Annotated in this window: 21 protein-coding genes and 1 tRNA gene; 10 read left to right on the top strand and 12 right to left on the bottom strand. The window is 63.4% G+C overall.

Going from position 1 to position 24,130, the window contains the following annotated elements; genetic code table 11:
- Positions 1-6: 6 nt before the first annotated feature.
- Positions 7-468 (bottom strand): EF-hand domain-containing protein, encoded by a 462-nt coding sequence (locus AEB_RS11005; RefSeq protein WP_119083242.1) that lies wholly within the window; start codon positions 466-468, stop codon positions 7-9.
- A gap of 16 nt (positions 469-484) precedes the next feature.
- Positions 485-1,132, bottom strand: coding sequence for a hypothetical protein (locus tag AEB_RS11000; RefSeq protein ID WP_119083241.1), 648 nt, complete (start codon positions 1,130-1,132; stop codon positions 485-487).
- A gap of 104 nt (positions 1,133-1,236) precedes the next feature.
- Here AEB_RS11000 and AEB_RS10995 point away from each other — a divergent pair, with 104 nt between their 5' ends.
- From AEB_RS10995 to AEB_RS10985, 3 genes are read left to right on the top strand one after another with little or no spacing between them, the layout of a single operon-like run.
- Complete coding sequence (locus AEB_RS10995) at positions 1,237-3,081, top strand: TadE/TadG family type IV pilus assembly protein (RefSeq protein ID WP_119083240.1); 1,845 nt, start codon at positions 1,237-1,239, stop codon at positions 3,079-3,081.
- Positions 3,078-3,665 (top strand): TadE/TadG family type IV pilus assembly protein, encoded by a 588-nt coding sequence (locus tag AEB_RS10990; RefSeq protein WP_119083239.1) that lies wholly within the window; start codon positions 3,078-3,080, stop codon positions 3,663-3,665. The genes AEB_RS10995 and AEB_RS10990 overlap by 4 nt, the downstream gene beginning before the upstream one ends.
- A complete protein-coding gene (locus tag AEB_RS10985; RefSeq protein WP_119083238.1) occupies positions 3,662-4,318 on the top strand; it encodes a TadE/TadG family type IV pilus assembly protein in 657 nt (218 codons plus the stop codon). The genes AEB_RS10990 and AEB_RS10985 overlap by 4 nt, the downstream gene beginning before the upstream one ends.
- A gap of 54 nt (positions 4,319-4,372) precedes the next feature.
- Here the strand turns inward: AEB_RS10985 and AEB_RS10980 are convergent, their stop codons facing one another.
- The 3 genes from AEB_RS10980 to AEB_RS10970 all read right to left on the bottom strand — a co-directional run bounded on the left by AEB_RS10980 (position 4,373) and on the right by AEB_RS10970 (position 7,314).
- Positions 4,373-5,758, bottom strand: coding sequence for a pyruvate dehydrogenase complex E1 component subunit beta (locus AEB_RS10980; protein WP_119083237.1), 1,386 nt, complete (start codon positions 5,756-5,758; stop codon positions 4,373-4,375).
- Positions 5,758-6,864: a pyruvate dehydrogenase (acetyl-transferring) E1 component subunit alpha gene (gene pdhA / locus AEB_RS10975; RefSeq protein WP_119083236.1), complete on the bottom strand. Its 1,107-nt coding sequence runs from the start codon at positions 6,862-6,864 to the stop codon at positions 5,758-5,760. Before pdhA ends, AEB_RS10980 begins: the two co-directional genes overlap by 1 nt.
- A gap of 129 nt (positions 6,865-6,993) precedes the next feature.
- Complete coding sequence (locus tag AEB_RS10970) at positions 6,994-7,314, bottom strand: FtsB family cell division protein (protein ID WP_119083235.1); 321 nt, start codon at positions 7,312-7,314, stop codon at positions 6,994-6,996.
- A 125-nt stretch (positions 7,315-7,439) separates the two neighbouring features.
- Here AEB_RS10970 and hppD point away from each other — a divergent pair, with 125 nt between their 5' ends.
- Both hppD and AEB_RS10960 read left to right on the top strand, forming a co-directional pair.
- Positions 7,440-8,543 carry a 4-hydroxyphenylpyruvate dioxygenase gene (gene hppD / locus AEB_RS10965; protein WP_119083234.1) on the top strand — a complete coding sequence of 368 codons (1,104 nt, stop codon included), beginning with the start codon at positions 7,440-7,442 and terminating at the stop codon, positions 8,541-8,543.
- 86 nt (positions 8,544-8,629) lie between these two features.
- Positions 8,630-9,181 (top strand): hypothetical protein, encoded by a 552-nt coding sequence (locus AEB_RS10960; protein ID WP_119083233.1) that lies wholly within the window; start codon positions 8,630-8,632, stop codon positions 9,179-9,181.
- A 20-nt stretch (positions 9,182-9,201) separates the two neighbouring features.
- Here the strand turns inward: AEB_RS10960 and AEB_RS10955 are convergent, their stop codons facing one another.
- On the bottom strand, positions 9,202-10,506 hold the full coding sequence (locus AEB_RS10955) for a MarR family winged helix-turn-helix transcriptional regulator (protein ID WP_119083232.1): 1,305 nt from the start codon (positions 10,504-10,506) through the stop codon (positions 9,202-9,204).
- A 691-nt stretch (positions 10,507-11,197) separates the two neighbouring features.
- Here AEB_RS10955 and AEB_RS10950 point away from each other — a divergent pair.
- From AEB_RS10950 to AEB_RS10940, 3 genes are all read left to right on the top strand, one after another.
- Entirely contained in the window at positions 11,198-14,359 is a 3,162-nt protein-coding gene (locus AEB_RS10950; RefSeq protein WP_231958681.1) for a TonB-dependent receptor domain-containing protein, read from the top strand.
- 149 nt (positions 14,360-14,508) lie between these two features.
- On the top strand, positions 14,509-15,498 hold the full coding sequence (locus AEB_RS10945) for a zinc-dependent alcohol dehydrogenase family protein (RefSeq protein ID WP_119083230.1): 990 nt from the start codon (positions 14,509-14,511) through the stop codon (positions 15,496-15,498).
- A gap of 23 nt (positions 15,499-15,521) precedes the next feature.
- A complete protein-coding gene (locus AEB_RS10940; RefSeq protein WP_119083229.1) occupies positions 15,522-17,102 on the top strand; it encodes a DUF6351 family protein in 1,581 nt (526 codons plus the stop codon).
- 99 nt (positions 17,103-17,201) lie between these two features.
- On the opposite strand, the gene AEB_RS10935 is transcribed toward AEB_RS10940, so the two are convergent.
- On the bottom strand, positions 17,202-19,469 hold the full coding sequence (locus AEB_RS10935; RefSeq protein WP_172593065.1) for a putative bifunctional diguanylate cyclase/phosphodiesterase: 2,268 nt from the start codon (positions 19,467-19,469) through the stop codon (positions 17,202-17,204).
- 376 nt (positions 19,470-19,845) lie between these two features.
- On the bottom strand, positions 19,846-20,751 hold the full coding sequence (locus AEB_RS10930; RefSeq protein WP_119083227.1) for a LysR family transcriptional regulator: 906 nt from the start codon (positions 20,749-20,751) through the stop codon (positions 19,846-19,848).
- A gap of 94 nt (positions 20,752-20,845) precedes the next feature.
- Between AEB_RS10930 and AEB_RS10925 the strand changes: the two genes are divergently transcribed.
- Complete coding sequence (locus AEB_RS10925) at positions 20,846-21,598, top strand: SDR family NAD(P)-dependent oxidoreductase (RefSeq protein WP_231958680.1); 753 nt, start codon at positions 20,846-20,848, stop codon at positions 21,596-21,598.
- A 129-nt stretch (positions 21,599-21,727) separates the two neighbouring features.
- Here the strand turns inward: AEB_RS10925 and AEB_RS10920 are convergent.
- The 4 genes from AEB_RS10920 to grxC all read right to left on the bottom strand — a co-directional run bounded on the left by AEB_RS10920 (position 21,728) and on the right by grxC (position 23,436).
- Positions 21,728-21,804: transfer RNA gene (locus AEB_RS10920), tRNA-Arg, on the bottom strand.
- A gap of 41 nt (positions 21,805-21,845) precedes the next feature.
- Positions 21,846-22,337, bottom strand: a complete 492-nt coding sequence (locus tag AEB_RS10915; protein ID WP_119083226.1) for a DUF1178 family protein — start codon at positions 22,335-22,337, stop codon at positions 21,846-21,848.
- Positions 22,338-22,339: 2 nt separating this feature from the next.
- Positions 22,340-23,137: a carbon-nitrogen hydrolase family protein gene (locus AEB_RS10910; protein ID WP_119084592.1), complete on the bottom strand. Its 798-nt coding sequence runs from the start codon at positions 23,135-23,137 to the stop codon at positions 22,340-22,342.
- 35 nt (positions 23,138-23,172) lie between these two features.
- Entirely contained in the window at positions 23,173-23,436 is a 264-nt protein-coding gene (gene grxC / locus AEB_RS10905; RefSeq protein ID WP_231958679.1) for a glutaredoxin 3, read from the bottom strand.
- Between the two features lie 156 nt (positions 23,437-23,592).
- On the opposite strand from grxC, the gene AEB_RS10900 reads away from it, so the two are divergent.
- Complete coding sequence (locus AEB_RS10900; RefSeq protein ID WP_119083224.1) at positions 23,593-24,081, top strand: Hsp20 family protein; 489 nt, start codon at positions 23,593-23,595, stop codon at positions 24,079-24,081.
- The last annotated feature ends 49 nt before the right edge of the window (positions 24,082-24,130 follow it).

Below are 24,130 nucleotides of genomic sequence, written 5' to 3'. Positions count from 1 at the left end.
CCGGAGCTAGCAGCTACAACTGGCCGTTCCGTTGGTGGACTTCGGCTTCGTCGTTGCGAACTCGGCCGCGCTCAGTTCCCGGTCCCCATTGCTGTCGGCTTGCTCGAACCGGTCGGCCGTGGCCACGGCCCATTCCTCGAAGGTCAGCAAATTGTTGCCATCCCGATCCAGCTTCCGAAAGGCGGCCGTGCGGGTGGCGAGCATCTCGTCCCGCGTGATCCTGAGATCGCGATTGCGGTCATAGCGGAAGAAGCGGCGCTGTTCGCGGGTGAGCTCGTCCGCTTCCGGGGGCTCGGGCCCGGTGAGGCCGGCAATGTCGGCGCTGGGCAGACCTGTGGGAGCAGCGATGTCCAGGCCCGGATCGGGCGGCGGAGCGCCCCGCTCCACGGCTGCGCGGCCTTGCAGCCAGAACAGCCCCACGCCCACCAGCACCAACGCGATAAATCCGCCCAGTACGATCCGATTCACGCGATCCCCTCTCCCGCTAGCGCCCGGTAAATCCTATCCGCAGTGCAATCGCCAAGCTACGCGGACCATGCAACAATGGCGCGCCGCTCCGTTGCAGCGCCAGCGTACCGAGCCCGGCCAGCACCGCCAGCGGCCGAAGGCTCGCGGACAGGCGCGGCGCGGCGGGCCGGCTGCGGCCATAGTCCACCACCAGAGCCCGCTCCTCGCCATCGGTGAGGTTGGCCGCAAGATCCGCCAGCGCCCAGTTCTCCGCCGCCTCGCGCACATCCGCCTCTGCCTCCACCCCAAGCTGGCGAGCGAGGCACACAAAGGCTTCTCCCCGGCCACCGACAAACTCGGCGATTGCCGAAGCGCCGAGATCGTCCGCCAGCAATGCCTCCCATCCATCGGCAAGCGCGGCCAGCCCGGCTGGTTCGCGCCATCCGGCCAGGCGATCGAGCACCGGATCCCCGCCGGGCCATTCCCGCGCCGGCCTGCGCAGCATGTCGCGCCACCATGCGAGGCGCATCTGCACCAGCAGCGGCTCGCCCCGGTTGCGGATAATGCCGCCCATCCGCGCGTCGAGCGAAAGAAGTGCGAGATGTGCCGGCCGCGATCGCGACGAGGCATAGGACAGGGCAAGCCGTTGCGGCGGGGGCAGAGCTTCAGTCAGCTCGGCCGTCATAAGCACTCCTTACAGCGCGACTCCGGGAAATTGCGCGAGTTAGCCATCAATTAACTGCGACCGCTTAACAGGACGATCCGAGAATAGAACCAAGGATCGTTTCGATGGCGAACTTGCAGGGCTTGCAAGCAGGCGTGCTCAGGAAGTTGCGCGATGATCGTTCCGGCAATGTGCTGGCGATCGTCGCCGCTTCCGTATTGCCGATGCTGGCGCTGATCGGCGGCGGCGTGGACATCAGCCGGGCCTATATGGCCAAGACTCAGTTGCAGGCCGCTTGTGACGCGGGCGTGCTCGCCGGCCGCCGCGCCATGGCCAAGACGGGCGTCTATACCACGGCGGAGCGCAACAAGGCGCAGGCGATGTTCGATTTCAACCTCGATGCCGCGACGATCGAGGCGCAGGATCCCACCTTCGACACGGACGACAATGACGAAGGGCAGGTGACCGGCACAGCCAGCCTCACCATGCCCACCGCGGTGATGTATTTCTTCGGCGTCGAAAGCATCCCGCTTTCAGCCGAATGCATGGCGGAACTGCAACTGGCGAATGTCGACGTGATGTTCGTTCTGGACACCACCGGCTCGATGTCCGGGACGCGAATCCAGGGGCTCCGCGATGCCGTGCGCGACTTCCACGCAACGATCGCCGAAGCGGTGATCGATGACGACACGCGCGTCCGCTACGGCTTCGTGCCCTATTCGACCACCGTCAACGCCCACGAACTCGTGGCGGATGGCGACATTCCCATGTCGCATTTCCGTAGCTCCGCCCCCTATCAGACGCGCCTTGCAGTGTTCGACGACAAGCGCCCGCTGAAGACGGGCAGTGAGACGACAACGAACACGTATCGCGACAACAATTACCCCAACAGCACGTCGTGCAATGATAAATCCTCCCAGACGACCACGACTGGGACTGCGCCGGACGATGTGACTACCGTTGCCAAGAGCTGGGCGTGGACGAGCGGCAGCAATGCCTATTGCAAACGCACCGAAAAGACGACGGTGACCCACTACCGCGACGTCTATTACTACAGCGGCTGGAAGTACAAGCAGGCGAACATCGATGTGTCCGCCTTCAAGACCTTCTCCAGCACGCCTTATGCGACCAGCTTCGACCCGAGCAAATCCTATTTAGATAGCCCCGGCGAATACACGCTCGAGCAGCTGCCGAACATGTCCATCCCGAGCATGGGCACCAGCAATGCGACGTGGAACGGCTGCATCGTCGAACGTGACACCGTGCGGACGGACGATTTCGATCCGGTCCCGGACGGCGCCTATGATCTCGATCTCAACTACATCCCCGACAGCGACGAAACCCGCTGGCGGCCGATTTGGAACGGAATATCCTATTACCGCACCGCCGGGGTGAACGAATCAACGTCCGGTAGCCATTCCGGTGATTATTGCCCCGCCCCGATGAAGAAGTTCACCGACATCGAGCTGGACGGCACCACCAACGTCCCGACCTGGCTGGACAGCTATCTCAACAATCTGGTCGCCACCGGCAATACGTACCACGACATCGGCATGATCTGGGGTGGACGCCTCGCCAGCCCGCGCGGGATCATGGAAGCCAATGTGAACGAGGGTGACGAGGAAAATGTCAGCCGCCACCTGATCTTCATGACCGACGGCGCGCTTGAGCCGAATCGCACCACGTTCACTGCCTATGGCGTCGAGCAGAGCGACAACCGCGTGGGGCCTGTAAACGCGAGCAACAGCGCGCTGGCGACCCTTCACAGCAAGCGCTTCCGCGCCGTTTGCGACGAGGTGAAGGCCGAAGGCTACACCGTCTACATGATCGCCTTCGGCACGAGCGTGACGAGCGACATGAAATACTGCGCCAGCAACGGCCGCTATTACACGTCCAAGAACACCACCGATCTGCGCAACACGTTCAAATACATCGCTTCGCAGGTGGCCGACCTGAGGCTGGGCAAATGATCCGCCGTCTGCGCCATCTGCGCGCTGACCAGCAGGGCACCACGCTGGTGGAGTTCGCCTTCGTGGCGCCGGTGTTCCTGCTGATGCTGATGGGCATCTTCGACCTCGGCCACGGGATCTATATCCGCGCGGTGCTGGACGGCGCCTTGCAGCAGGCCGGGCGCAATTCGGGCCTCGAAAGCGGGCCCGAGAACCTCGCCAAGATCGACCAATATGTCAGCGATCAGGTGCTGGCCTTGGTGCCGGGCGGAGAGATGGAGTTCGACCGCAAGAACTACTGGGAGTTCGGCGATGTGGGCGAAGCAGAAGACTTCATCGATGCCAATGACAACGGCGTCTATGACGATGACGAGTGCTTCTACGACGCCAACGATAACGACCTGTGGGACGATCGCGGCAAGGCGGGCCAGGGCTCCGCAAAGGATGTCGTGCTCTACACCGCGACGGTGAATTACGATCATCTGTTCCCGCTCTGGCGCTTTCTGGGCGGCACACAGGACACCAGCATCACGGCATCCACCACGCTGCGCAACCAGCCCTTCGGATCGCAGCCGGGCCGCAAGGTGGAGTATATGTGCCCATGACCGGGTTGATCGCCCCGCTGCGCAATGCCCTCCACCGCCTGCGGCGCGACGAGAGCGGGTTGGCGCTGATCGAATTCGCCTACAGCCTGCCCATCCTTATGGTGCTGGGCCTCGGCGGCATCGAACTGGCCAATTATGCCATCACGCATATGCGGGTGAGCCAGCTTGCGATCTCGCTCGCCGACAACAGCTCCCGCTTCAAGGAAGAGCTCGTGGGCAGCAACCCGATCATCCGCGAATATGACGTGGAGCAAGCCTTCATGGGGGCGGAGAAGCAGGCCAGTGGCCTGGATTTCGCCGAGCATGGCCGAATGATCCTTTCCAGCCTGGAGAGGAACAGCTCCGGAGGGCAGTGGATCCACTGGCAGCGCTGCGCGGGCGAAGCGCCCTATTCCTCCACCTATGGCGAGGAGGATGACGGAAAATACGGCACCGGCATGACCGGCATGGGGCCGCCCGATCGGCGAGTGGCCGCCGAGCAGGATTATGCGATCATGTTCGTGGAAGTCTTCTACGACTATCAGCCGATCGCCTTTGGCGAACTGTTGCCGTCCGGCCCGATCCACAAGATCGCCGCCATGTATGTGCGCGACGACCGCGACCTGTCGAAAATCTACGCCTCTCCTGGCGTCACCCCGGCGACCTGCGACTAACGAAAAGGGCGCCGCCTGCCGACAGCGCCCCTTCAACTTTGTTCGTCCCCGCGATCAGTCGCGGTAGCAGACCCGCTTGGCCGCAGCGACGACCTTCGGCGTATCGATCAGAGCCATCGCCTCGAGATTGGCCGCATAAGGCAGCGGCACGTCCTCGTTGCAGACGCGCAGCACTGGCGCATCCAGCAGATCGAAGCCATCCTCCATGCAGATGGAGATGATCTCCGACGCGATCGAGCAGGTGGGCCAGCCTTCTTCCGCCACGATCAGGCGATTGGTCTTGGCAAGGCTTTCCAGCACCGTCTCACGATCGAGCGGACGGAGCGTGCGAAGGTCGATCACCTCGGCATCGATCCCCTCATCGGCCAGCTTCTCTGCGGCTTCCAGCGCAAGCCCGACACCGATGGAGTAGGAGACGATGGTCACGTCGCTGCCCTCGCGCACGATCCGCGCCTTGCCGATCGGCAGCACGTGATCGTCCAACTGGGCGACTTCGAAGCTGCGGCCGTAGACCAGCTCGTTCTCGAGGAACACCACCGGATCCTCGCTGCGGATGGCGGCCTTGAGCAAACCCTTGGCATCGGACGCGTCGTAGGGTGCAATCACCACCAGGCCCGGCACACTGGCGTACCACGGCCCGTAGTTCTGGCTGTGCTGGGCCGCCACGCGACTGGCGGCGCCATTGGGTCCGCGGAACACCACCGGGCAGCGCATCTGCCCGCCGGACATGTAGTTCGTCTTCGCCGCCGAGTTCACGATGTGATCTATCGCCTGCATGGCGAAGTTGAACGTCATGAACTCCACGATCGGCCGCAGACCGCCCATGGCGGCACCCGTGCCGATACCGGCGAAGCCATATTCGGTGATCGGTGTGTCGATCACGCGCTTCTCGCCGAATTCCTCGAGCAGTCCCTGGGTAACCTTGTACGCGCCCTGATATTCGGCGACTTCCTCGCCCATCACGAACACGCGCTCATCCCGGCGCATCTCCTCCGCCATGGCATCGCGCAGCGCTTCACGCACCGTCAGCTTCACCATATTGGTTCCGGCAGGAATCTCCGGATCGGCCTTCTTGGGGCCGGGCTTCGGCTTCATCAATTCCGCCGTGCTGGCTTCCGCGGTCGCGCCCTTAGGCTCCGCACTCTCGGTCGGTGCGGGCGAGGCTTCGGCGGGCGCTTCCACGGAAGACACATCCTCACCCTCGGCCGCAAGCACGGCAATCACCGTTCCGACGGCAACATTCTCGGTGCCTTCGGGAACGAGGATCTTGCCCACCGTGCCTTCGTCGATGGATTCGAATTCCATCGTCGCCTTGTCGGTCTCGATTTCGGCCAACACGTCGCCAGCGGTGACGGTATCGCCTTCCTTCACCAGCCACTTGGCCAGCGTGCCCTCCTCCATGGTCGGGGAAAGGGCGGGCATCTTCAGCTCGATCGCCATCAGTAGCTCTCCACCAGCACATCGGTGTAGAGCTCGGACGGCTCCGGCTCCGGCGAATTTTCGGCGAACTCGGCCGCCTCGTTGACGGTCGCGCGGATCGTCTTGTCGATGTCCTTCAAAGTGTCCTCATCCACGCCGGCCTTGGCCAGGTCGGCCTTGAGCCCTTCAATCGGATCGCGCTTCTCGCGCACCCCCTGCACTTCCTCGCGCGTCCGGTATTTCGCCGGATCGGACATGGAATGACCGCGATAGCGATAGGTGTTCAGTTCGAGCAGCACCGGGCCGCCGCCCTCGCGCACATGCTCGATGGCGATGTTCGCCGCCTGGCGCACTTCCAGCACGTCCATGCCGTTGACCGCGATGCCCGGGATGCGGAACGCCGTGCCCCGACGGTAGAACTCCGTCTCGGCAGAGCTGCGCTTGACCGAGGTGCCCATGGCATACTGATTGTTTTCCACCACGAACACGATCGGCAGGTTCCACAAAGACGCCATGTTGAACGTCTCGTAGACCTGGCCCTGGTTCGCCGCGCCATCGCCGAAATAGGCCAGGCACACGCCGCCATCCTCATTATACTTGTGCGCAAAAGCCAGCCCCGCGCCGAGCGGCACCTGCGCGCCCACGATGCCATGGCCACCGTAAAATGCATGTTCGGTGCTGAACATATGCATCGAACCACCCTTGCCGTGGCTGATGCCTGCTTCGCGCCCAGTCAGTTCCGCCATGATCACTTTCGGATCGATACCATAGGCCAGCATGTGCCCGTGATCGCGATAGCCGGTGATCACGCTGTCCTTGCCGCCTTCCAGCGCGGACTGCAGCCCCACGGCGACCGCTTCCTGACCGATGTAGAGATGGCAGAAGCCGCCGATATAACCGAGGCCATAGAGCTGGCCCGCCTTCTCTTCGAAGCGGCGGATGAGCAGCATCGTCTTGTAGAAGTCGAGCATCTCATCCTTGCTCGCACCATAGCGCTTATCCTTCGCGAAGGATTCCTGCAGGCTGCGAAGCTCGAAATTGTCGCCAGCATCGGCTGCGGCGGCAGGTTTCTTGACGGCCGGCGACCGCTTGGGTTTGCCGGAATCGGGAGTGGCGGCTCGTGCCAAGGCGTCTTCCCCTAATGGCGCCACGCGGGCGCAGGTTTCGGCCCGCCTATAAGCGGATGAGAGCGCGCCATGCAACGCCCGCGATGAAGCCTTTTCTTGTTGCGATGCAGCATCATCGCCCGCGCGGGCTCAGTTCTGCGGCTTGAGTTCGATGATATATTCGTCAGGGTGAGCGACGTTGAGATTGCGCCGGGTCAGCTCCGTCGCGAGGTCGGGATCCACATTATGTGGATCCAGCAGCGCGACCCGGTTTGATAGCTCCGCCCGCTGCTGCTTCAGCCTCTCGATCCGCACCTGCCGCTTTTCCAGAAGCGAGATGTTCTCCCCCCAGGAGAGCACGCCATAGGGCCCAGCAAGTGCCAGCCCGCCAAGCAGCAGCAGATAGCCCAGCGCGCCGAACTGGCTGAGCCGTTCACGAAGACTTTCGCGCTTGGAGGTGACCAGATTCATGGTCTGCTGAAATGAGCATAACCGCGCTGGTTTATCAAGCAATCTTGCGGGATTGCGGCGGATTGCCGCGAGGTCGCCCGGCAGGCCGGTTGCAGCCGCGACGGAGATTGGTTACGATTGAAACCATGGCAGATCTGTTCGACAATCCGCTGGGGCTGGACGGCTTCGAATTCCTCGAGTTTTCCGCGCCTGAGAAGGGCATACTGGAGCCGGCCTTCGAGCGCATGGGCTTCTCATTGGTCGCTCGCCATCGGAGCAAGGATGTTCAGCTTTGGCGGCAGGGGCATATCAACCTGATCGCCAATTACGAGCCGAAGAGCCCCGCCGCCTATTTCGCGGCCGAACACGGGCCTTCCGCCTGCGGCATGGGCTTTCGGGTGCGTGACGCCGCCAAGGCCTTCCGGCTGGCGATCGAACGCGGAGCCGAACCCGTCGATGTGCCGACCGGGGTCATGGAACTCAACATCCCCGCGATCCGCGGCATCGGGCATTCACTGATCTATCTGATCGACCGCTATGGCGACGATCTCAGCATCTACGACATCGACTTCGTTTACGAGGAAGGCGTGGAACGCTTCCCGCCGGGTGCCGGGTTCCAGACGATCGATCACCTCACCCACAATGTCTATGCCGGGCGCACGGCGCATTGGGAATCCTTCTACTCGCGCATCTTCGGCTTCCGCGAGTTCCGCCAGTTCGATGTCACCGGCGAATATTCCGGGCTCAACACCAAGGTGATGATGGCGCCCGATGGCCAGATTCGCATTCCGCTCAACGAAGAAGGTGGCGCAGACGGCAAAGGCCAGATCGCAGAATATCTGCGCGCCTATAATGGCGAAGGCATCCAGCACATCGCGCTGGGCAGCGGCAACCTTTATGCCTCGCTCGACAGCCTCGCCCAGAAGGGCCTGGCGTTCGCCCCGCCCCCACCCGATACTTATTACGAGATGCTGGATGATCGGCTACCCAGCCATGGGGAGCCGGTGGAGGAGCTGAAGAAGCGGTCCATCCTGGTCGATGGCACCACTGAGGGCGGCGAGCCGCGCCTGCTGATGCAGATTTTCAGCCAGCTGATGGTCGGCCCGGTGTTCTTCGAATTCATCCAGCGCAAGGGCGACGAGGGCTTCGGCGAAGGCAATATCTCGGCGCTGTTCAAATCCATGGAGGAAGATCAGCTTCGGCGCGGAGTGCTGCAACGGAAGGATTCCGAAGCCGGCAGCGAAGGCTGAGTTTTCGCGCTCCTGCGTGCAAGGCACTTGCACGCGGGCAGGCCACGCGCCACTAAGCGGGCTGGTCGAGAGGAGTTTATCGTTCCATGACAGCGCATCGCGCTACCGCGCTGCTGGTGGGGGCTACCGCCGCCCTTACGCTGGCTTCCGCTCCCGCTTCTGCGCAGGTGAGCGACGACATCGTGATCAACATCCTGCGCGAATGCGCCAAGATCGACGATCCCGGCGCGCGCCTCGCCTGTTACGACAACAATATAAGGTCGGCCGGCGCCGCTCCGCGCCGCACCGTTCCTGGCGCTGCGCCAGCCCCGGCCGGCTCTGCCACCGCTCCGGTGGGCAGCGGTACCTCCGGCTTCGGCAGCGAGGATGTACGGGCCAGCAGTCCCGAGCGCTTCGCTCGACCGGAAGGCGAGGCAGAGCGGATCAGCGCGCGCGTCACCTCCGTCCGCGAGCGGGAGCCCGGCGTTTACCTCGTCGGCATGGAAGATGGCGCGCAGTGGCTGTTCAGCGAAAGCGTGGATCGTTTCTATCAGCCGCCGCGCAAGGGCGACACGGTGGAAATCCGCCGGGCGGCGCTGGGCAGCTATCTAATGCAGATCGGCAAGCAGGCGGCGGTGCGGGTCGAACGGGTCAAGTAGGCGCCCGCCCCAGCGCGAGCTCAGTTCTCCAGTTCCGCAAAGGCGCGCTCCCGCTCCAGCTGGGCGGCAGCGTTGCGGCGAATTTTGTCGAACGTCCGCATGAAGCGACTACGCTGCTCCGCATCCAGCGGAGCAAGCAGGAAAGCGCTGCGCTCCCGCCCCGCCTCGTCAATCATATGCCATAGACGCGAGCCTTCCTGGCTCGGGAAGAAACGGCCGTGGCGACGGCCGGGGCGGCCCTCTCGCTCCACCAGACCGCGCTCGACCAGATTGGTGATCGTGCGCCCGGCCTGGCTGTGATCCCGCTCCAGCGCCTGCACCAGCGGCGTCCATCCGATCGGCGGATGCTTGCCCACCTCATAGAGGACGAAAGCCTCGAAGTTGGAAAGGCCGGTGAGACGGCGGAATGCCAGTGCGCCACTGCGGCTTGAATAAGCGCTGAGGGTCATCAACACCGAGATGATCCGCCCCCGCTCGATCACCACGCGGTCAACGCGCCGGTGATCCACGGGTTCAGCGGTCTTGCCATTCTTGCCGGCAGTCTGCGCCAGATCGCGCTCCTGCTCGTACAGCGTGACCGCGCGCTCCAGCAGGATTTCGATCATGTCGACGAAATCCTCGAGCTCTTCCTCCCCGATGTCGAAGGTGAGTTCGCGATGCCGCAGTTCGGCGAGCCGGATCAGGCGTTGGCTGAGCCTTTTCCCCTCGTCGGTCAGGCGCAAGGGCGCGCGGATCTGCTCGCGCTCTATCGCCCCCATTTCCAGCAGGCGCTTCACCGCACGGCTCACCTGCGCCTTGTCTACCCCCACTCCGGCCGAAACATCGGCAGGCACCAGCGGCCCCTGGCTTGCCAGCAGGAACAGGATCCTGCGGTCCAGTTCCGCCAGATCGAACTCGCGGGCATAGGCAAGGTCGGCGCTTTCGCGCGTCTTCCTCAGCACCTGCCACAACTCGCCCTGGATCACATGCGGCTGCTCCCGCTCCGGAATAACCGCCGCTTGCCGTCTCGCCAGTTCGCCCTCGATCCCTGCAAGGACGATTTGCAGCCGGGCGGAGAACTCATTCAAATCAATAGGCCGGGATTGCGCCAGTTCACGGGAACCGAGAGCGAAGGCTTCCACGATCTCCAGTGCATCACGCGCAAGTGGACCGAGATCGGGTGAAATGACGCCATGCGTGTCCTCGCCTTCGCGGGAGCCCCGCGCGCCCTGGATAATTTCGCGAGCGTGATCACGCAGGGCGTCTCGCCACCGGGCGGCAGCCTCCGGATTCTCCTGGGGCGCCGGTGCATCGTCCGTGCGCTCGCCTGCCTTCTGCCTGTTCATCGGTGCGCTTTGCCCGTCCCCAAGCGGTCATCCCTCGAACCCGTCACTAGCCCCTATTGCAACGGTTGAACAGGGTGCAGCCGCCTAGGGCATTTCTCGACGTCGGAACAGGACTCTTGAAACGAATACCCACTCCACCGGGCCAAATCCGCGGCCCAAATGCGCCATAAGGGCAGCCTCGCCGCCGTCCGAAAAAAGGACGGTCAAAGCGATGCAGACTTGCAACACTCGGGGCCATTGCATGTAGAGAAAGAAATTATTATGCTTTGTTTTCCGTGTATTGTATTCGAAACCACGCGCTGCCTCGAACCGGCGCAAGCGATAGTTGGCCCGGCAAATCGTCCGCCGGGCATGCAAAATTGCACCTTTCGGCCTCCATCGCTCCCTCGCCGCTGGACAGTGTCGGACAAGCGCAATATGAGATCACCGGAGAGCGGTAACTGCCGATTCAATCAAGGCTGGCCGTAGGGAGGGGTGACTATGGGATATCCGCGTGTAAACGCGCTTGCGTCTTCGGCAGAGCCGAACAGCGCACGCAATCTCACCCTCTGCAATTCCGCCGCAATCCATCCGGCTCGCCCGGGTTCTCGTGTGTGAGAGCCCGGCTCATGCGCGTGCGCGGACGGTGACTGGCTGAACGCCTAAGCGGCCCCGCGGCCGCTCTATTATTCTTTTGTGAAGGGAGCACAAAGTGAAGAGATTGCATAACATGGGGCTTCATAAGGCCCTCCTGCTGGCGGGTTGCGCCGGCACGTTCGCCTTTTCGGCGCCAGCAGTCGCGCAGGATAGCGCTGGCGAAGGCGCTCAGCAGAACACCATCGTCGTCACCGGCTCGCGCATCCAGCGGGCCGATTTCGAGAACAACAGCCCGACGGTGACTGTTGACGAAGCTCTTCTGGAGCAATCGTCGACCGCGGCCATCGAAGTCAACCTGAACAAGCTGCCGCAGTTCACGCCGGCGCAGACCCCGCAGGCGGGCGCCGACATTCAGCCGACGGCGACCAATACGCCGGGCGCGGCCACAGTGTCGCTGCGTGGCATCGGCTCCAACCGCAATCTCGTGCTGATCGACGGTCGTCGGGGCACGCCCGCGAATGCTCAGGGCGTGATCGACATCACGTCGATCCCTAGCGCGGCGATCGAGCGCGTGGAGATCATCTCCGGCGGCGCTTCGTCCACCTACGGCGCGGACGCTGTGGCCGGCGTCACCAACTTCATCCTGAAGAAGAACTTCCAGGGCCTCGAGCTCGACGGTCAGGTCGGCATCACCCAGGAAGGTGACGGCTTCGAATATCAGCTGTCCGGTATCATGGGCACCGATTTCGACGATGGTCGCGGCAACATCAGCCTCGCCATGTCGATGAACACTCGCGAAGCGAATATCCGCAGCGATCGTAAGTGGTATCGTGACCTCTACGCCGATCCCAGCACTGGTCTGAATGCCAGCGGCGGCGCACAGTTCTTCATCGACAATCCCGGCATCCTGCTTGACGGCACGAGAGGGAACTACGCCTCCGGTCTCACAACCTTATTCCCGCAAGGGCGCTTCAGCCCGAACGTGCAGGGAACCACTGTCTACCTGGACAGCAACGGCAACCCGTTCGTGAATGGCTCCTTCTTTGATACTTCGGGTATCTACGGCGCTCCCTTCACGCGTTACGTGAACTATTACGGGAACACCGATCCGGTTGACGGCTATAATACGAAAATCACCGACACCGGCACGCTGGTCCAGAACAACACGGAACTGTTCCTTGTCCTGCCGCTGACACGCTACAACTTCCTTGCGCGCGGCAATTACGAGATCAACGACTGGATCGGCGTATTTGGCCAAGCCATGTTCAGCCATGTCGAGACGTTCACCCGCAACGAGCCGGGTCCGATCACGGGTGGCTGGGGCGTGAGCGTCGATCCGACGGGGCTGGATCAGGATCAGCTTCCCGCCGCGATGTGGGATCTCCTCAACAGCCGGGCCGACCCCAGCGCACCGTTCGCTATCACGACGTTGCTACCTGATAACCGTGAGACATCCACCGACGTCATGACCTACAACCTGGTCGCGGGCCTGGAAGGCAGCATACCGGGGACAGATTGGACCTGGGACGCGTCGGTCAACCACGGCGTTTCGTCGGTCAACGCGATTCAGACGGGTATCTACTCGCTTGAGCGTTTGCGGGCAGTTGTCCAGGCGCCGAACTTCGGCCGAGGGGCCACCTTCACCGGTAATGCGGCCGGTGGCGGCTTCGGCGCTTCCACTGCAACCTGCACCAGCGGCCTCAACTTCTTCGTTCCGCCCGAGGGCGGCTTCTCGGAGGATTGCCTTGAAGCCATCCGCGCGGACCTGAAGAACCGCACCTACACGCGCCAGACCATCGTTGAAGCCAACATGCAGGGCGCCTTGGCGAAGCTGCCGGCCGGCGATCTGCGGGCTGCGATCGGCGCGACCTATCGTGAACTCGATTTCGAGTTCACCAATGACACGCTGACCACTCAGGGGCGCTCGTTCAACGATCAGGCGCTGGGCATCTATCCGAGCGGCAACTCCGAAGGTTTCTTCGACGTGAAGGAAATCTACGGCGAGTTGCTCGTGCCGGTCCTCGCCGACATTCCCGGCATCCAGCAGTTCAACCTTGAACTCGGCGGCCGTATCTCCGACTACAGCACCACGGGTACCAGCTACACTTACAAAGCACTCGGTGACTGGGAAGTGACCGATTGGCTGCGCTTCCGCGGCGGCTACAACCGCGCGGAGCGTGCTCCGAACCTGGCCGAACTCTACCTGGCACGCCAGCAGACCTTCGGCACCAACACCGTGGGCGATCTATGCTCGCGCGCCAATCCTGGGCCCTACTCGGCCAACCCGGCAAATGCCAATGGCGATGCGGTTTATCAGACCTGCCTCGCGATGATGCCCAACCAACAGGCATCGGACGCCTATTATAACGGCGGCCCGGGCGTAACCGACAACTCGACCTTCGGCTTTGCCTGGCCGAGCGCAATCGGCAACCCCAATCTCCGCCCGGAGAAGGCGGATACGTGGACGGCCGGCATGGTGTTGAATTCGCCGTTCAACAGCTCGTTGCTGTCCCGCGCGCGCTTGACCGTTGATTATTACAACATCTCGGTGAAGGATGCGATCGGGCAGCAGACCGTGGCGATAGCACAGCGCACCTGTTTCGATCCCAGCCTCAATCCGCTGGTAACCTCGGATCCGGCAGCAGCCGCACAGACAGCTGCTTGTCGTGCTATTGCGCGCAATGCCACAACGGGCGGTCTGGAGAACGTGAACCTCACCTACGTCAACAACGGTCGGTTCCGCGTGCAGGGTATTGACGCTCAGCTTGACTGGGGCGCCGATGTGGGACCGGGCACTCTCGGCCTGAACGTGCAGTTCACCTATCTGCTTTCGTTCAAGGCTGCGGAGCTTCCCACGGATCCTCTGCTGGAGTTCGCGGGCACTCAGGGCCCGACGTCAAGCGGCTTGAACGGAAATAATTACGATTATCGCGTGTTCACGACGCTCAACTATCGGATCGACAGCTTTATGCTGGGTCTGCAGTGGCAGCACCTGCCTTCGATCGAAGATGCGACGGAAGCCCAGTTCCCGACCACGACGGTGGGCGCACCAGCTTACAACATCTTCTATCTGAACGGCAGCTATGGGCTTACCGAAGACGTGACCATTCGCTTCGGTATCGACAATTTGTTCAACAAGGCTCCGCCGCGGGTCACGTACAACCCGGGTAACACCAATCCGCTCGGTACAGGGAACCAGGCCGGCGGCAGCCTCGGAACCGGGTTCTATGACGATAACGGCCGCCGCTTCTATCTGGGCGCGAACATCAAGTTCTAAGCCTTGAAGCGATAGCCAAGCCTAAGGCCCTCCCCTTGCGGGAGGGCCTTTTTCTTTGGGCGGCACTTTCCTTCTGGGCTGCGTCCTTCGGGCTGGACAAGCACCCCGTTCCGCCGCCATCCTCGCAGAAAATTAACAGGGGAATTGGGATGACCAGGGCCGTTCGCATTCACGAACTCGGCGGGCCGGAGGTGCTCCGCATTGAGGATATCGACATCGGCGATCCCGCCGCGGGCGAAGTGCGCATCAGGGTGGAGGCTGTCGGGCTCAATCGCGCCGAGGCGATGTATCGCGCCGGGCGCTATCCGGTGACGCCGCAGTTGCCGAGCCTGATCGGCTATGAGGGCGTGGGCGTGATCGAGGCGCTGGGCGACGGCGTGGAAGGATTCGAAATCGGCCAGCGCGTCTGCGTGCTGCCGATGATCCAGCAGGGCCAGTATGGCATCTGGGCGGAGGCCGCGATCGTGCCCGCGCGCATCCTGCTCCCCGCCCCGCCCGGCCTCACACCAGCCGAAGCCGCATCTATCTGGATGCAGTATATGACGGCCTTCGCTCTCATCGAGGTCGCCGACATCGGCATCGGCGACGGCGTGATCGTTCGCGCCGCTTCCTCCAGCGTCGGGATAGCGGCGATCCAACTCGCCAATTGGGCCGGCGCAATCTCGATCGCCTGCACGCGCAAGCATGACAAGACCGAGGCCCTGCTGGCGCAAGGCGCGGCGCATGTGATCGCCACGGAGGAAGAGGACCTGGTCGCGCGGGTAATGGAGATCACCGGCGGCAAGGGCGCGCGCACCGCCTTCGATCCCGTGGGCGGCCCCTATGTCGAAACGCTGGCGAGCGCCCTCGCCCCACGTGGAATCCTGTTCATCTATGGCGGGCTGAGCGGCCAGGAGACGCCCTATCCGCACTGGCAATGCGCCTTCAAGGGCCTGTCCATGCGCGGCTGGGTGGCGAGCGAGATCTGGAACCACCCGCATCGCTACAAGGCCGCGCAGGAGAAGATCCTCGCCGGCCTTGCGGGCGGGCATCTGCGGCCCGTGATCGCGCGCGAGTTCCGCGGGCTCGATCAGCTGGCGGAGGCCAACCGGTTCCTCGAATCCAATCAGCAGGTCGGCAAGGTCGTCGTCACCATCTGACCGGCCATCAGGGGGAGAATCTCATGCGCATATTCTGGATCGCGCTTGCCGCGCCGCTTTTGGCAGGGGCCACCGTTCCGAATGGCGCCGCCGATCAGCCGGCCGATCTCGCTGACCGCTGCGCAGCGATGCGCGGGCAGGAGATATGGCCCGGCACGATCATATCCTCCGCGCGCCATATCGCAGCGTCCCCGGCAAGCGCGCCCGCCGAAGCGGGAGCTCCGCCAACTCCGCCCCTGCCGGCGCACTGCCTGGTGGAAGGCACGATAGACCCGCACCGCGGCAACGATGGGACGCAATATGGGATCGGCTTCGCGCTGGCCTTGCCCGATGCCTGGAACGGCCGCTTCCTGCTGCAGGGCGGCGGCGGCATGAATGGCGTGGTGCGGGCACCGATCGGCCCGGTCGCCTCAGGAGACCGCCCCGCCCTCGCCCGCGGATTCGCCGTGATCAGCCATGATGGCGGGCACGAAGGCGCGGTTTTCGACCAGAGCTTCATGGCGGATCAGCGCGCGGCGCTCGACTTCGCCGAAACGGCCGTGCTGAAGGCCGCGCAGCGCGGGAAGGCGCTGACCGAGACTTATTACGGCAGGCCGATCGGCCATAGCTATATGACGGGCTGCTCCACCGGAGGCCGCGAAGGCATGCTTGCCATGCAGCGCTATCCCGAACTGTTCGACGGTATCGTGATCGGGGCGCCGGCGATGCGGCCCGGCTACTCCAATTTCGGCATCGAATACGCGACCGTGCAGCTGAACCGCGCGGCGCCGCGCGATGCTGAAGGGCTCCCGATCATTTCACAGATTTTCTCCGCCGCGGACCGGAAGACGATCCTCACCGGCCTGCTCGATCAGTGTGACGCGCGGGACGGTCGCGCCGATGGCATGATCATGAATGTGGCCCAATGCCATTTCGCGCCGGAACGCCTGCAATGTACGGGCGAGAAGAAGGACGGATGCCTGTCCGCTGCCCAGGTGGATGGCCTGAAGCGCGCCTTCGCCGGGCCAAAGGACGCCGCGGGGTATCCGGTGTATGTGCCGATCCCCTGGGATACGGGCATCGTAGACATGAAGCCCGGCCAGCTGCCCGGCTATCTCCCCACTGGAGCGCCGGGCGTGTTCGGCCCGCCCTCCCGTGCTCTGGACATTGATGTGGACGCGCGCCTGCAGGCGCTGCGCGCGGACGCGAACGCCCGGCTGACCGACACGAATGTCTGGACCAACCTCTCCACCTTCTTGGGCCACGGCGGGAAGGCGCTGTTCTTCCACGGCGTCAGCGACCCGTGGTTCTCGGCCTTCGACACCTGGGATTACTGGCAGCGCGCTGTCGCCGCGAACGGGACGGCCTTCGCCGACGCCAGCCGCTTCTACATGGTCCCCGGCATGATGCACTGCCAAGGGGGCAATTCCTTCGAGACCTTCGACCTGCTCACACCGCTGGTGGACTGGGTGGAGCGGAATCAGCCCGCCGAACGGGTAACCGCGTGGCGAAAAGACCATTCAGAAGAGCGGCCAATGTGCCCCCATCCTGCCTATGCGCATTTCGACGGCGGCGATCCGGCTGCGGCGGCGAGCTATTCCTGCCGGATGCCGAAGGAAGGGTAAGTGTCCGCCGACCCTCGCATCACCATGAAGGCTTCTGCCCCGATAGGATAAGACCGCTCGGATAGCGTTTGGCGTGACCCCGGTGCTGCGGGCGACATGCTAGGCCGACACAGGCTCTGCAGAATCACTCGGCCATGTGGGATTACGCGCATCGTTGATCAGCGTTGCCAGTTCGCTTTCGACCACTGGCTTTGAAAAAAGAAAGCCTTGAAGCTCGTTGCACCCTGCAGCTCGGAGCAGGCACCGTTGTTCCTCGGTTTCCACGCCTTCGGCGGTTACCGAAAGCGACATCGCATGCCCCAGGGCGATGACCGCCTGTACGATGGCGATCGCCTCGGGATCCTGGCCCAGGCGTTTCACAAAGCCCTTGTCGATCTTGATGCTATCGACATTGAACTTTTTCAGATAGCTCAGGCTGGAATAGCCGGTGCCGAAGTCGTCCAACGCGATGCGGAACTTCGCCGACCGTAGCTCCTTCAAGGCCGCCTGGAGCACGGTGTCATCCTCGAGCAAGATGCTTTCCGTGACCTCCAGCTCGATCTGCTGCGGCCTCACGCGGGCGCCGCGCACGATCGAACGGATCGATGCCGCCAGTCCCGGCGACCGGAACTGGGCAGGCGAGACGTTCACGGCGACCGACAAGCTTGGCCAGCGCTTCGCAACCCTGCAGGCTTCGCCCAGTACCCACTCACCGACCGCAGCGATAAGGCCGCATTCCTCCGCCACCGGGATAAACACGTCCGGCGCCAGCTCGCCGCGGGCCGGATGCCGCCAGCGTACCAATGCCTCAAGTCCGATGATACGTCCGGAGGACGCTTCGAGTTTGGGCTGATAGGCCACGAACAACTGATCGCCGGTTTGAAGCGCCAGCCTCAAATCGCGTTCGATAACCTGTCGGCTCGCGATGCTTTCATCCATTTCAGGGCTGAAGAAGCGATATGTATTGCCCCCGGTCTCCTTGGCCCGATACATGGCAATGTCGGCCTTGCGAAGCAGCTCCGCCCTGTCGGTCCCCCGCCCCTCGCATACTGAGATCCCTATGCTGCCGCTCACCCGCAAAGAGGATCCCGCGATGTAATGTTGGGCCTGCAGTTCCCCCAGAACCCGTTTGGCCACCTGGATGATTTGGCTGGTAGTGCTGCAGTCCGCGAGGCACATCGCAAATTCGTCACCGCCCAGACGTGCCACGATGCCACGGTCTCCGACGCAATCGGCGAGCCTGACGGCAGCGCTCTGAATCAGCCTGTCGCCTGCAAGATGGCCCAGCGTATCGTTGACGTTCTTGAAGCGATCCAGGTCGATCAGCATCACTCCGACCAGCCATTGCTCGCCCATGCCTGCAATCGCTTCTTCCACGAACCTGCCGAACAATGCGCGGTTCGGCAGCCCGGTAAGCGGATCATGGTTTGCGAGATACTGTGCCTGTGCCTCCTTCGCCTGCAGTTCCAGACGCGCTTCCTCCAGCACCGCGATCGATCTCGCGTCCCTCGACATCAGCTTGCCAATGCGAAAGATCAGGCCCGCCAGCAGCACCAGCAGCGCGGCGAGCGCGCCGCCGCCTTGGAGCAGCACCGATCCCAGGATTGCCTTGCCGGGCATCTCCGGGCGCCAGGTGAAATAGCCGATGCGCTGGCCCCGAAATGAGGAAAGCGGCACGCTGTATTCGCCGGAACCGCCAACCGCCGGTGATCGGGTGACGCGCGCGCCCACGATCCCGCGCACGCGCTGCAATTCGCGCATGAGGCTGGAATTGAGATAGCGAACGCTGATGAGCAGCGGCTCCGATCCGGGCGCGGTCGTGGATGCCCGGGAATCGGGCACCATGCGCATGACGCTCACGGCGGCGGCCTCGCCGTCGAGCATGACAAGGTCGGTCGCGTGAAGCGCCGCAGGAGACGTCCGGACGCTGCTATCGGGATGAAGCGGCTGGTTGGGCAGGCGTTCATGCGGGTTGGCGGGCATGCGGCTGAGGCCGCGGACCCCGTCCAGCAACGGGCGCAATTCAGGCTCGATGCGGTCGAAGGTGTCCGGTCGCACCCGCACTCCCTTTTCCATGGCATAGACCGGGCGGCCCGTGCCATCTAGGATCAGATCCAGCTCATGGTTGAAGACATAGTTCAGCCACGCGCCGACATTTTGATCGAGCCAATCGAGATCTGGCTTCGGCTTCTCGAGCTCCGCTACGGCTGGATCCCAAATCGCCACGCCCGCCTGACTTTGCGTCAGTTCATCCAGCGTCGCGCCGATGGCGAGATGGACGTCGCGCACCTGTCGATCGCGTGTGGCCAGATCGCTTCGTTCTGCAGTGATCCACAGGCTCCAGAGGCCGAACAGCACGAGCGCGACCGCGAAGCCGATCCCGGGCAATGCTACGAAAGCTATGAACCGTTGCCTCGGTCCTGCACTCTTCAAGGATGAAAACTGAAGCATGACAGTCGGATAGTGGGTCAAAAACGTAAACGTTCAACCAACGCCAACACATCCAGAACACGCGAAAACAACGTCGTCTCGCTGGTAATTGCACGACATTCTGATGCCGGAACCCGATGAGCGTATATCCGGTCAGCGCATCCGATCCAGGAGAGGCACACGCCCTCAGCCGGTTGCCGGGGGCCGGGAAGATTCGCGAAGTTTCCAAGCGGCTGCGAACCGCTTCGCTGCGTCTTCGCCAAGTGCTTGAAAGAATGGTGCACCGCACCGGGTGAGGATGAGAGCTATGTCTACGCCATAGCCCTCCTTTGACTCAGTCGCGATGCGGACGGCACGCTGTTATAACGATATCGCGCAGCCAGCGATGGGTGGGATCCACCTCCATGCGTGGATGCCATAGTGCGCTGACCCCGATTTCCGGTGTTGCGACCGGCAGTGCGAAGCTGGTGAGGCCATCCGCGAACCGTGGGTCAGACAAACTTGATTGCGTCACCAGGGCGACGAGATCGGAATGGCGCGCAATCCGCAAGGCATCCGGGAAGCCCGGCACCACGGCGACGATCGCGCGGGTCAGGCCCCGTGCTTCCAGCGCGGCGTCAACCGGCCCCCTGAATCGCCCGTTGCGAGATACGACGACGTGCCGGGCGACAGCATAGCGCTCCTCCGTCATCGGTGCTGACAGGAGCGGATGCCCGTCGCGGACAACGCCGACGAACCGGTCGCGGAACAGAAGATGCGTTCGCACCTCCGGAGCGAAGTCGCCGAGCACGCCGATCTCAAGGTCGATCGCTCCGTCCCGGAGCGGACCGGCCTCTTTGACGGGCTTTGCTACGAAGCGCAGGCGCGCGCTTGGGGCGGCCGCGCTCACGGCGGCGACCAGGGGAGCAGAAAACAAGGCGATGAAGCCTTCATTGGCGCGGATCGTGAAGGTCCGCTCCAGCGTGGCAAGATCGAGAGCGCCCTCCTGCGGGCTAAGAACGTCCCGCACGTCCCGCGCCAGCGTATGAACGCGCTCGCGCAGCGCCAGGGCACGCGGCGTTGGCACCAGCCCACGGCCTGCCCTCACGAGCAGGGGATCGCCGGTTGCTGCACGCAGCCGGGCCAGAGTCCGGCTCATGGCGGACGCGCTGAGCCCAAGGCGCCGCGCCGCTGCCGTGACGCTGCCTTCAGCCAGAAGCGCGTCCAGTGCCGGCAAGAGATTGAGGTCGATGGTATCCATCGGCACATTCTAGTCGACCCTGCAGTGCTGCATAGCGTCTTATGCAGCAATAGTTTGTATCCTGTGCGTCTGGTGCATCCGATGAGCGGCGAGGATGATTGTTGCCGACATCAAAAGAAAAGGCGGAACCATGACCTCAAAACATGACAACGAAACCACTGGCACCATCCTCATCGTCGGCGCCTCGCGCGGCCTCGGACACGCGATGGCGGCGGAATTCTTCAAGCGCGGCTGGCATGTCATCGGGACGGTGCGCGGCCCCGATCGCACCTCGCTGCACGAGCTTGCCGACGCGCATCCGGATTACGTCAAAATCGAGCAGCTCGATGTGACCGAGCCGGAGCAGATCGCGGCGTTACGCGATCGGCTGGAGGGGCCGGGCATCGACATCCTGTTCGTCAACGCCGGCACGGCGAACGACAATCAGGACGAGACCATCGCAGAGGTTTTGACGGAAGAGTTCATCCGCGTGATGGTCACGAATGCGCTCAGCCCCATGCGGGTGGTCGAAGGCATGCAGGATCGCGTTGCGCCGGCCGGTCTGATCGGTGTCATGTCATCGGGACAAGGCAGCATTTCCAACAACACGAACGGCGGTCATGAGGTTTATCGTGGGTCCAAAGCTGCGCTGAACCAGTATATGCGCAGCTATGCGGCTCGCCATGCCGACGATCCCCGCGCACTAGTGCTCATGGCTCCCGGCTGGATTCGCACCGGACTCGGCGGTCCCGATGCGCCTTTCGGGATGGAGGAGACCGTGCCGCAGATCGTCACCACGCTTCTCGCGCAGCAGGGAAAGCCCGGCCTTCAGTATCTCGACCGCGAGGGGCGCAACGTTCCCTGGTGAGAATCGTCGGAGAAGCGCGCGCCTTTTCGACCGAAAACCATTTGAACTTTGTTGCCGTCAAATGCCGTCGTTTCGACGCCTGAAGGCATTGTTCACGGGGCACTCCGAAATGGGGGAATCGGCGGAATTTGGTGCGCCCGACAGGATTCGAACCTGTGGCCCCCGGATTAGGAATCCGATGCTCTATCCTGCTGAGCTACGGGCGCACACAGGGTGTGCATTTAGGGGAGGCGGCGGGGCAAGGCAATCAGTTGAGTTCGTCTGGCGGCAGCACCGGAAACGGCAAGGGCGCGATCTGGATGCCCTCTTCCAGCAGCGCCTTGGCGTCGGCGACCGTGGCGCGGCCATGGATCGCCTCCGCGTCGCGCTCACCGTAATGCATCGCCCGGGACTGCTCCGCAAAACGATCGCCCACCCAGGTGGAGCTCTCCAGCGCCTTGCACTGCGCTTCGGCCAGTTGCTGCAGCGCCTTGGCGACTGCGGGCGGCAGCGGCCCGGCGGAGAGCGCCTGGCTTTCTCCTTCGGCCGGATGGTTTCCCGTCCGTGCACGATGCGGAGCCGGCAGCTGGTTGCCCTTTTTCGGCACCGCCGCGGCCATGGGAGCCTTGCCCACCTCAGCCGATCCGCAATGCGGACAGCTAAGCAGGCCGCCATCATGCTGCGCGGCGTAATCGGCAGAGGAGCCGAACCAGCCTTCGAAGCGGTGGCCCGCTGCGCATACAAGGTCGTAAACGATCATCGTCACGCGGCTGTAGTAATGTCGCGGCGATTGGCAAGGCTCGGCAGCTGGGCGCGAATGTCTGCAATGCGCGCCGGGTCGATTTCGGCAAAGCCCAGCCCCGGCTTTTCTCCACCCAGATCGAGCAGCACCTCGCCCCAGGGATCGACAACGAGCGAATGGCCGTAGGTGTCGCGCCCGTCGGCGTGATGCCCCACCTGGGCGGCGGCCACGACATAGGCGCTCGCTTCCACGGCGCGGGCGCGCTGCAGCAGGTGCCAGTGAGCGGTGCCGGTGGGCACCGTGAAGGCAGCCGGGATGGCAATGAGGTCGCAACCGCCTGCGCCGAGCGCTGAAAAGAACGCTGGGAAGCGGATGTCGTAGCACACCGCGAGCCCCAAGCGGCCTGCGGGGCTATCGGCGATCACCACCTCCTCGCCCGGCTGATAGGTAGCGGATTCGCGCCAGCTCTCGCCATTCGCAAGCTGTACGTCGAACATGTGGATCTTGTCATAGCGTGCGGCGATTTGGCCCCTGGCGTCGACCAGCAGCGAACGGTTGGCCCAGCGACCGTCCCCGCGCTGGACGGCAAGCGAACCCAGCGCCACCCAGACCCCGTGCTCCGCTGCCGCCCGGCACACCGCCGCAAGCACCGGATTGCTTTCCTCCGGCACAATATGTGCGGCGGCGCGGGCTCGGTCGCGATCGAGCAGGCCCGACATTTCCGGCGTGAAGAGCATGGCCGCGCCGCCCGCCGCAGCCTGCTCGACGGCGGCCACCAGCGTGCGGGCATTCTCCTGCGGATCGATCCCGCTCGTCATCTGCAAGACGGCGATGCGGGTGGGCGCGGCCCACGTCACAGGCCGAGCAGCGCGTCCAGCTTGCCCTCGCGGTCGAGCGCGGCGAGTTCGTCGCTGCCACCGATCGGCTTGTCGTCGATGAAGATCTGCGGAACGGTGCTCGCTCCGGGCTTGCGCTCCATCATCTTGTCCTTGTCCGGGCCGCCCATGGTGACGTCGTATTCCGTGAATTCGACGCCCTTAGAATTCAGCAGGCTCTTGGCGCGCTGACAATAGCCGCAATAGAACTTGGTATAGATTTCAACCTTTGGAGTGGCCACGTAACTTCCTTTCCGAACAGCTTGCTGGGCTCCTTGAAAGAGCCGCTTGCTGCCATATCTAGGCATTGCCGCGCGGCGCCGTAAGGGCTGCGGGGCACGAGCGCCGCACGTGCGGGCTCGGCATAGGTCAAATTGCTCAATGGAGGATTTGTTTCGATGAACCGTATGGATTTCACCCCCTATCGCCGCTCCACCGTCGGTTTCGACCGGCTGTTCGACCTGCTGGAGAAGCAGGTGCGCAACAATGGCGGCGGGGACAATTATCCGCCCTTCAATATCGAGCGCCGCGGGCAGGATGAATATCGCATCACCGTGGCCGTGGCCGGCTTCCGCGCCGAGGATATCGACATCACCGCGCAGCAGAACCTGCTGGTGATCCAGGGCCGCAGGCGCGAGGACGAGCCCGAGGGCGACCTGCTCCATGTCGGCATCGCCAATCGCGGCTTCGAACGCCGGTTCGAGCTGGCCGACTTCGTCCGCGTGGACAAGGCGGATCTCGCCGATGGCCTCTTGGTGATCGACCTGGTGCGGGAAGTGCCCGAGGCGATGAAGCCCAAGAAGGTACAGATCGGCGGCCAGCGGAAGCTGGAAGTCGTGAAGGACGGCGAAGCGGGCGAGGATCACGGCACCGCCGACGCGGCCTGATCCCTCCTCACTCGCGCAAATGATACGGGGGCGAAGCCGCAAGGCTTCG

Source organism: Altererythrobacter sp. B11 (genome assembly GCF_003569745.1).
Classification (GTDB): Bacteria; Pseudomonadota; Alphaproteobacteria; order Sphingomonadales; family Sphingomonadaceae; genus Croceibacterium_C.
The sequence above is the reverse complement of the archived record's forward strand: the minus strand, read 5'-3'. Positions and strand labels throughout refer to the sequence as shown.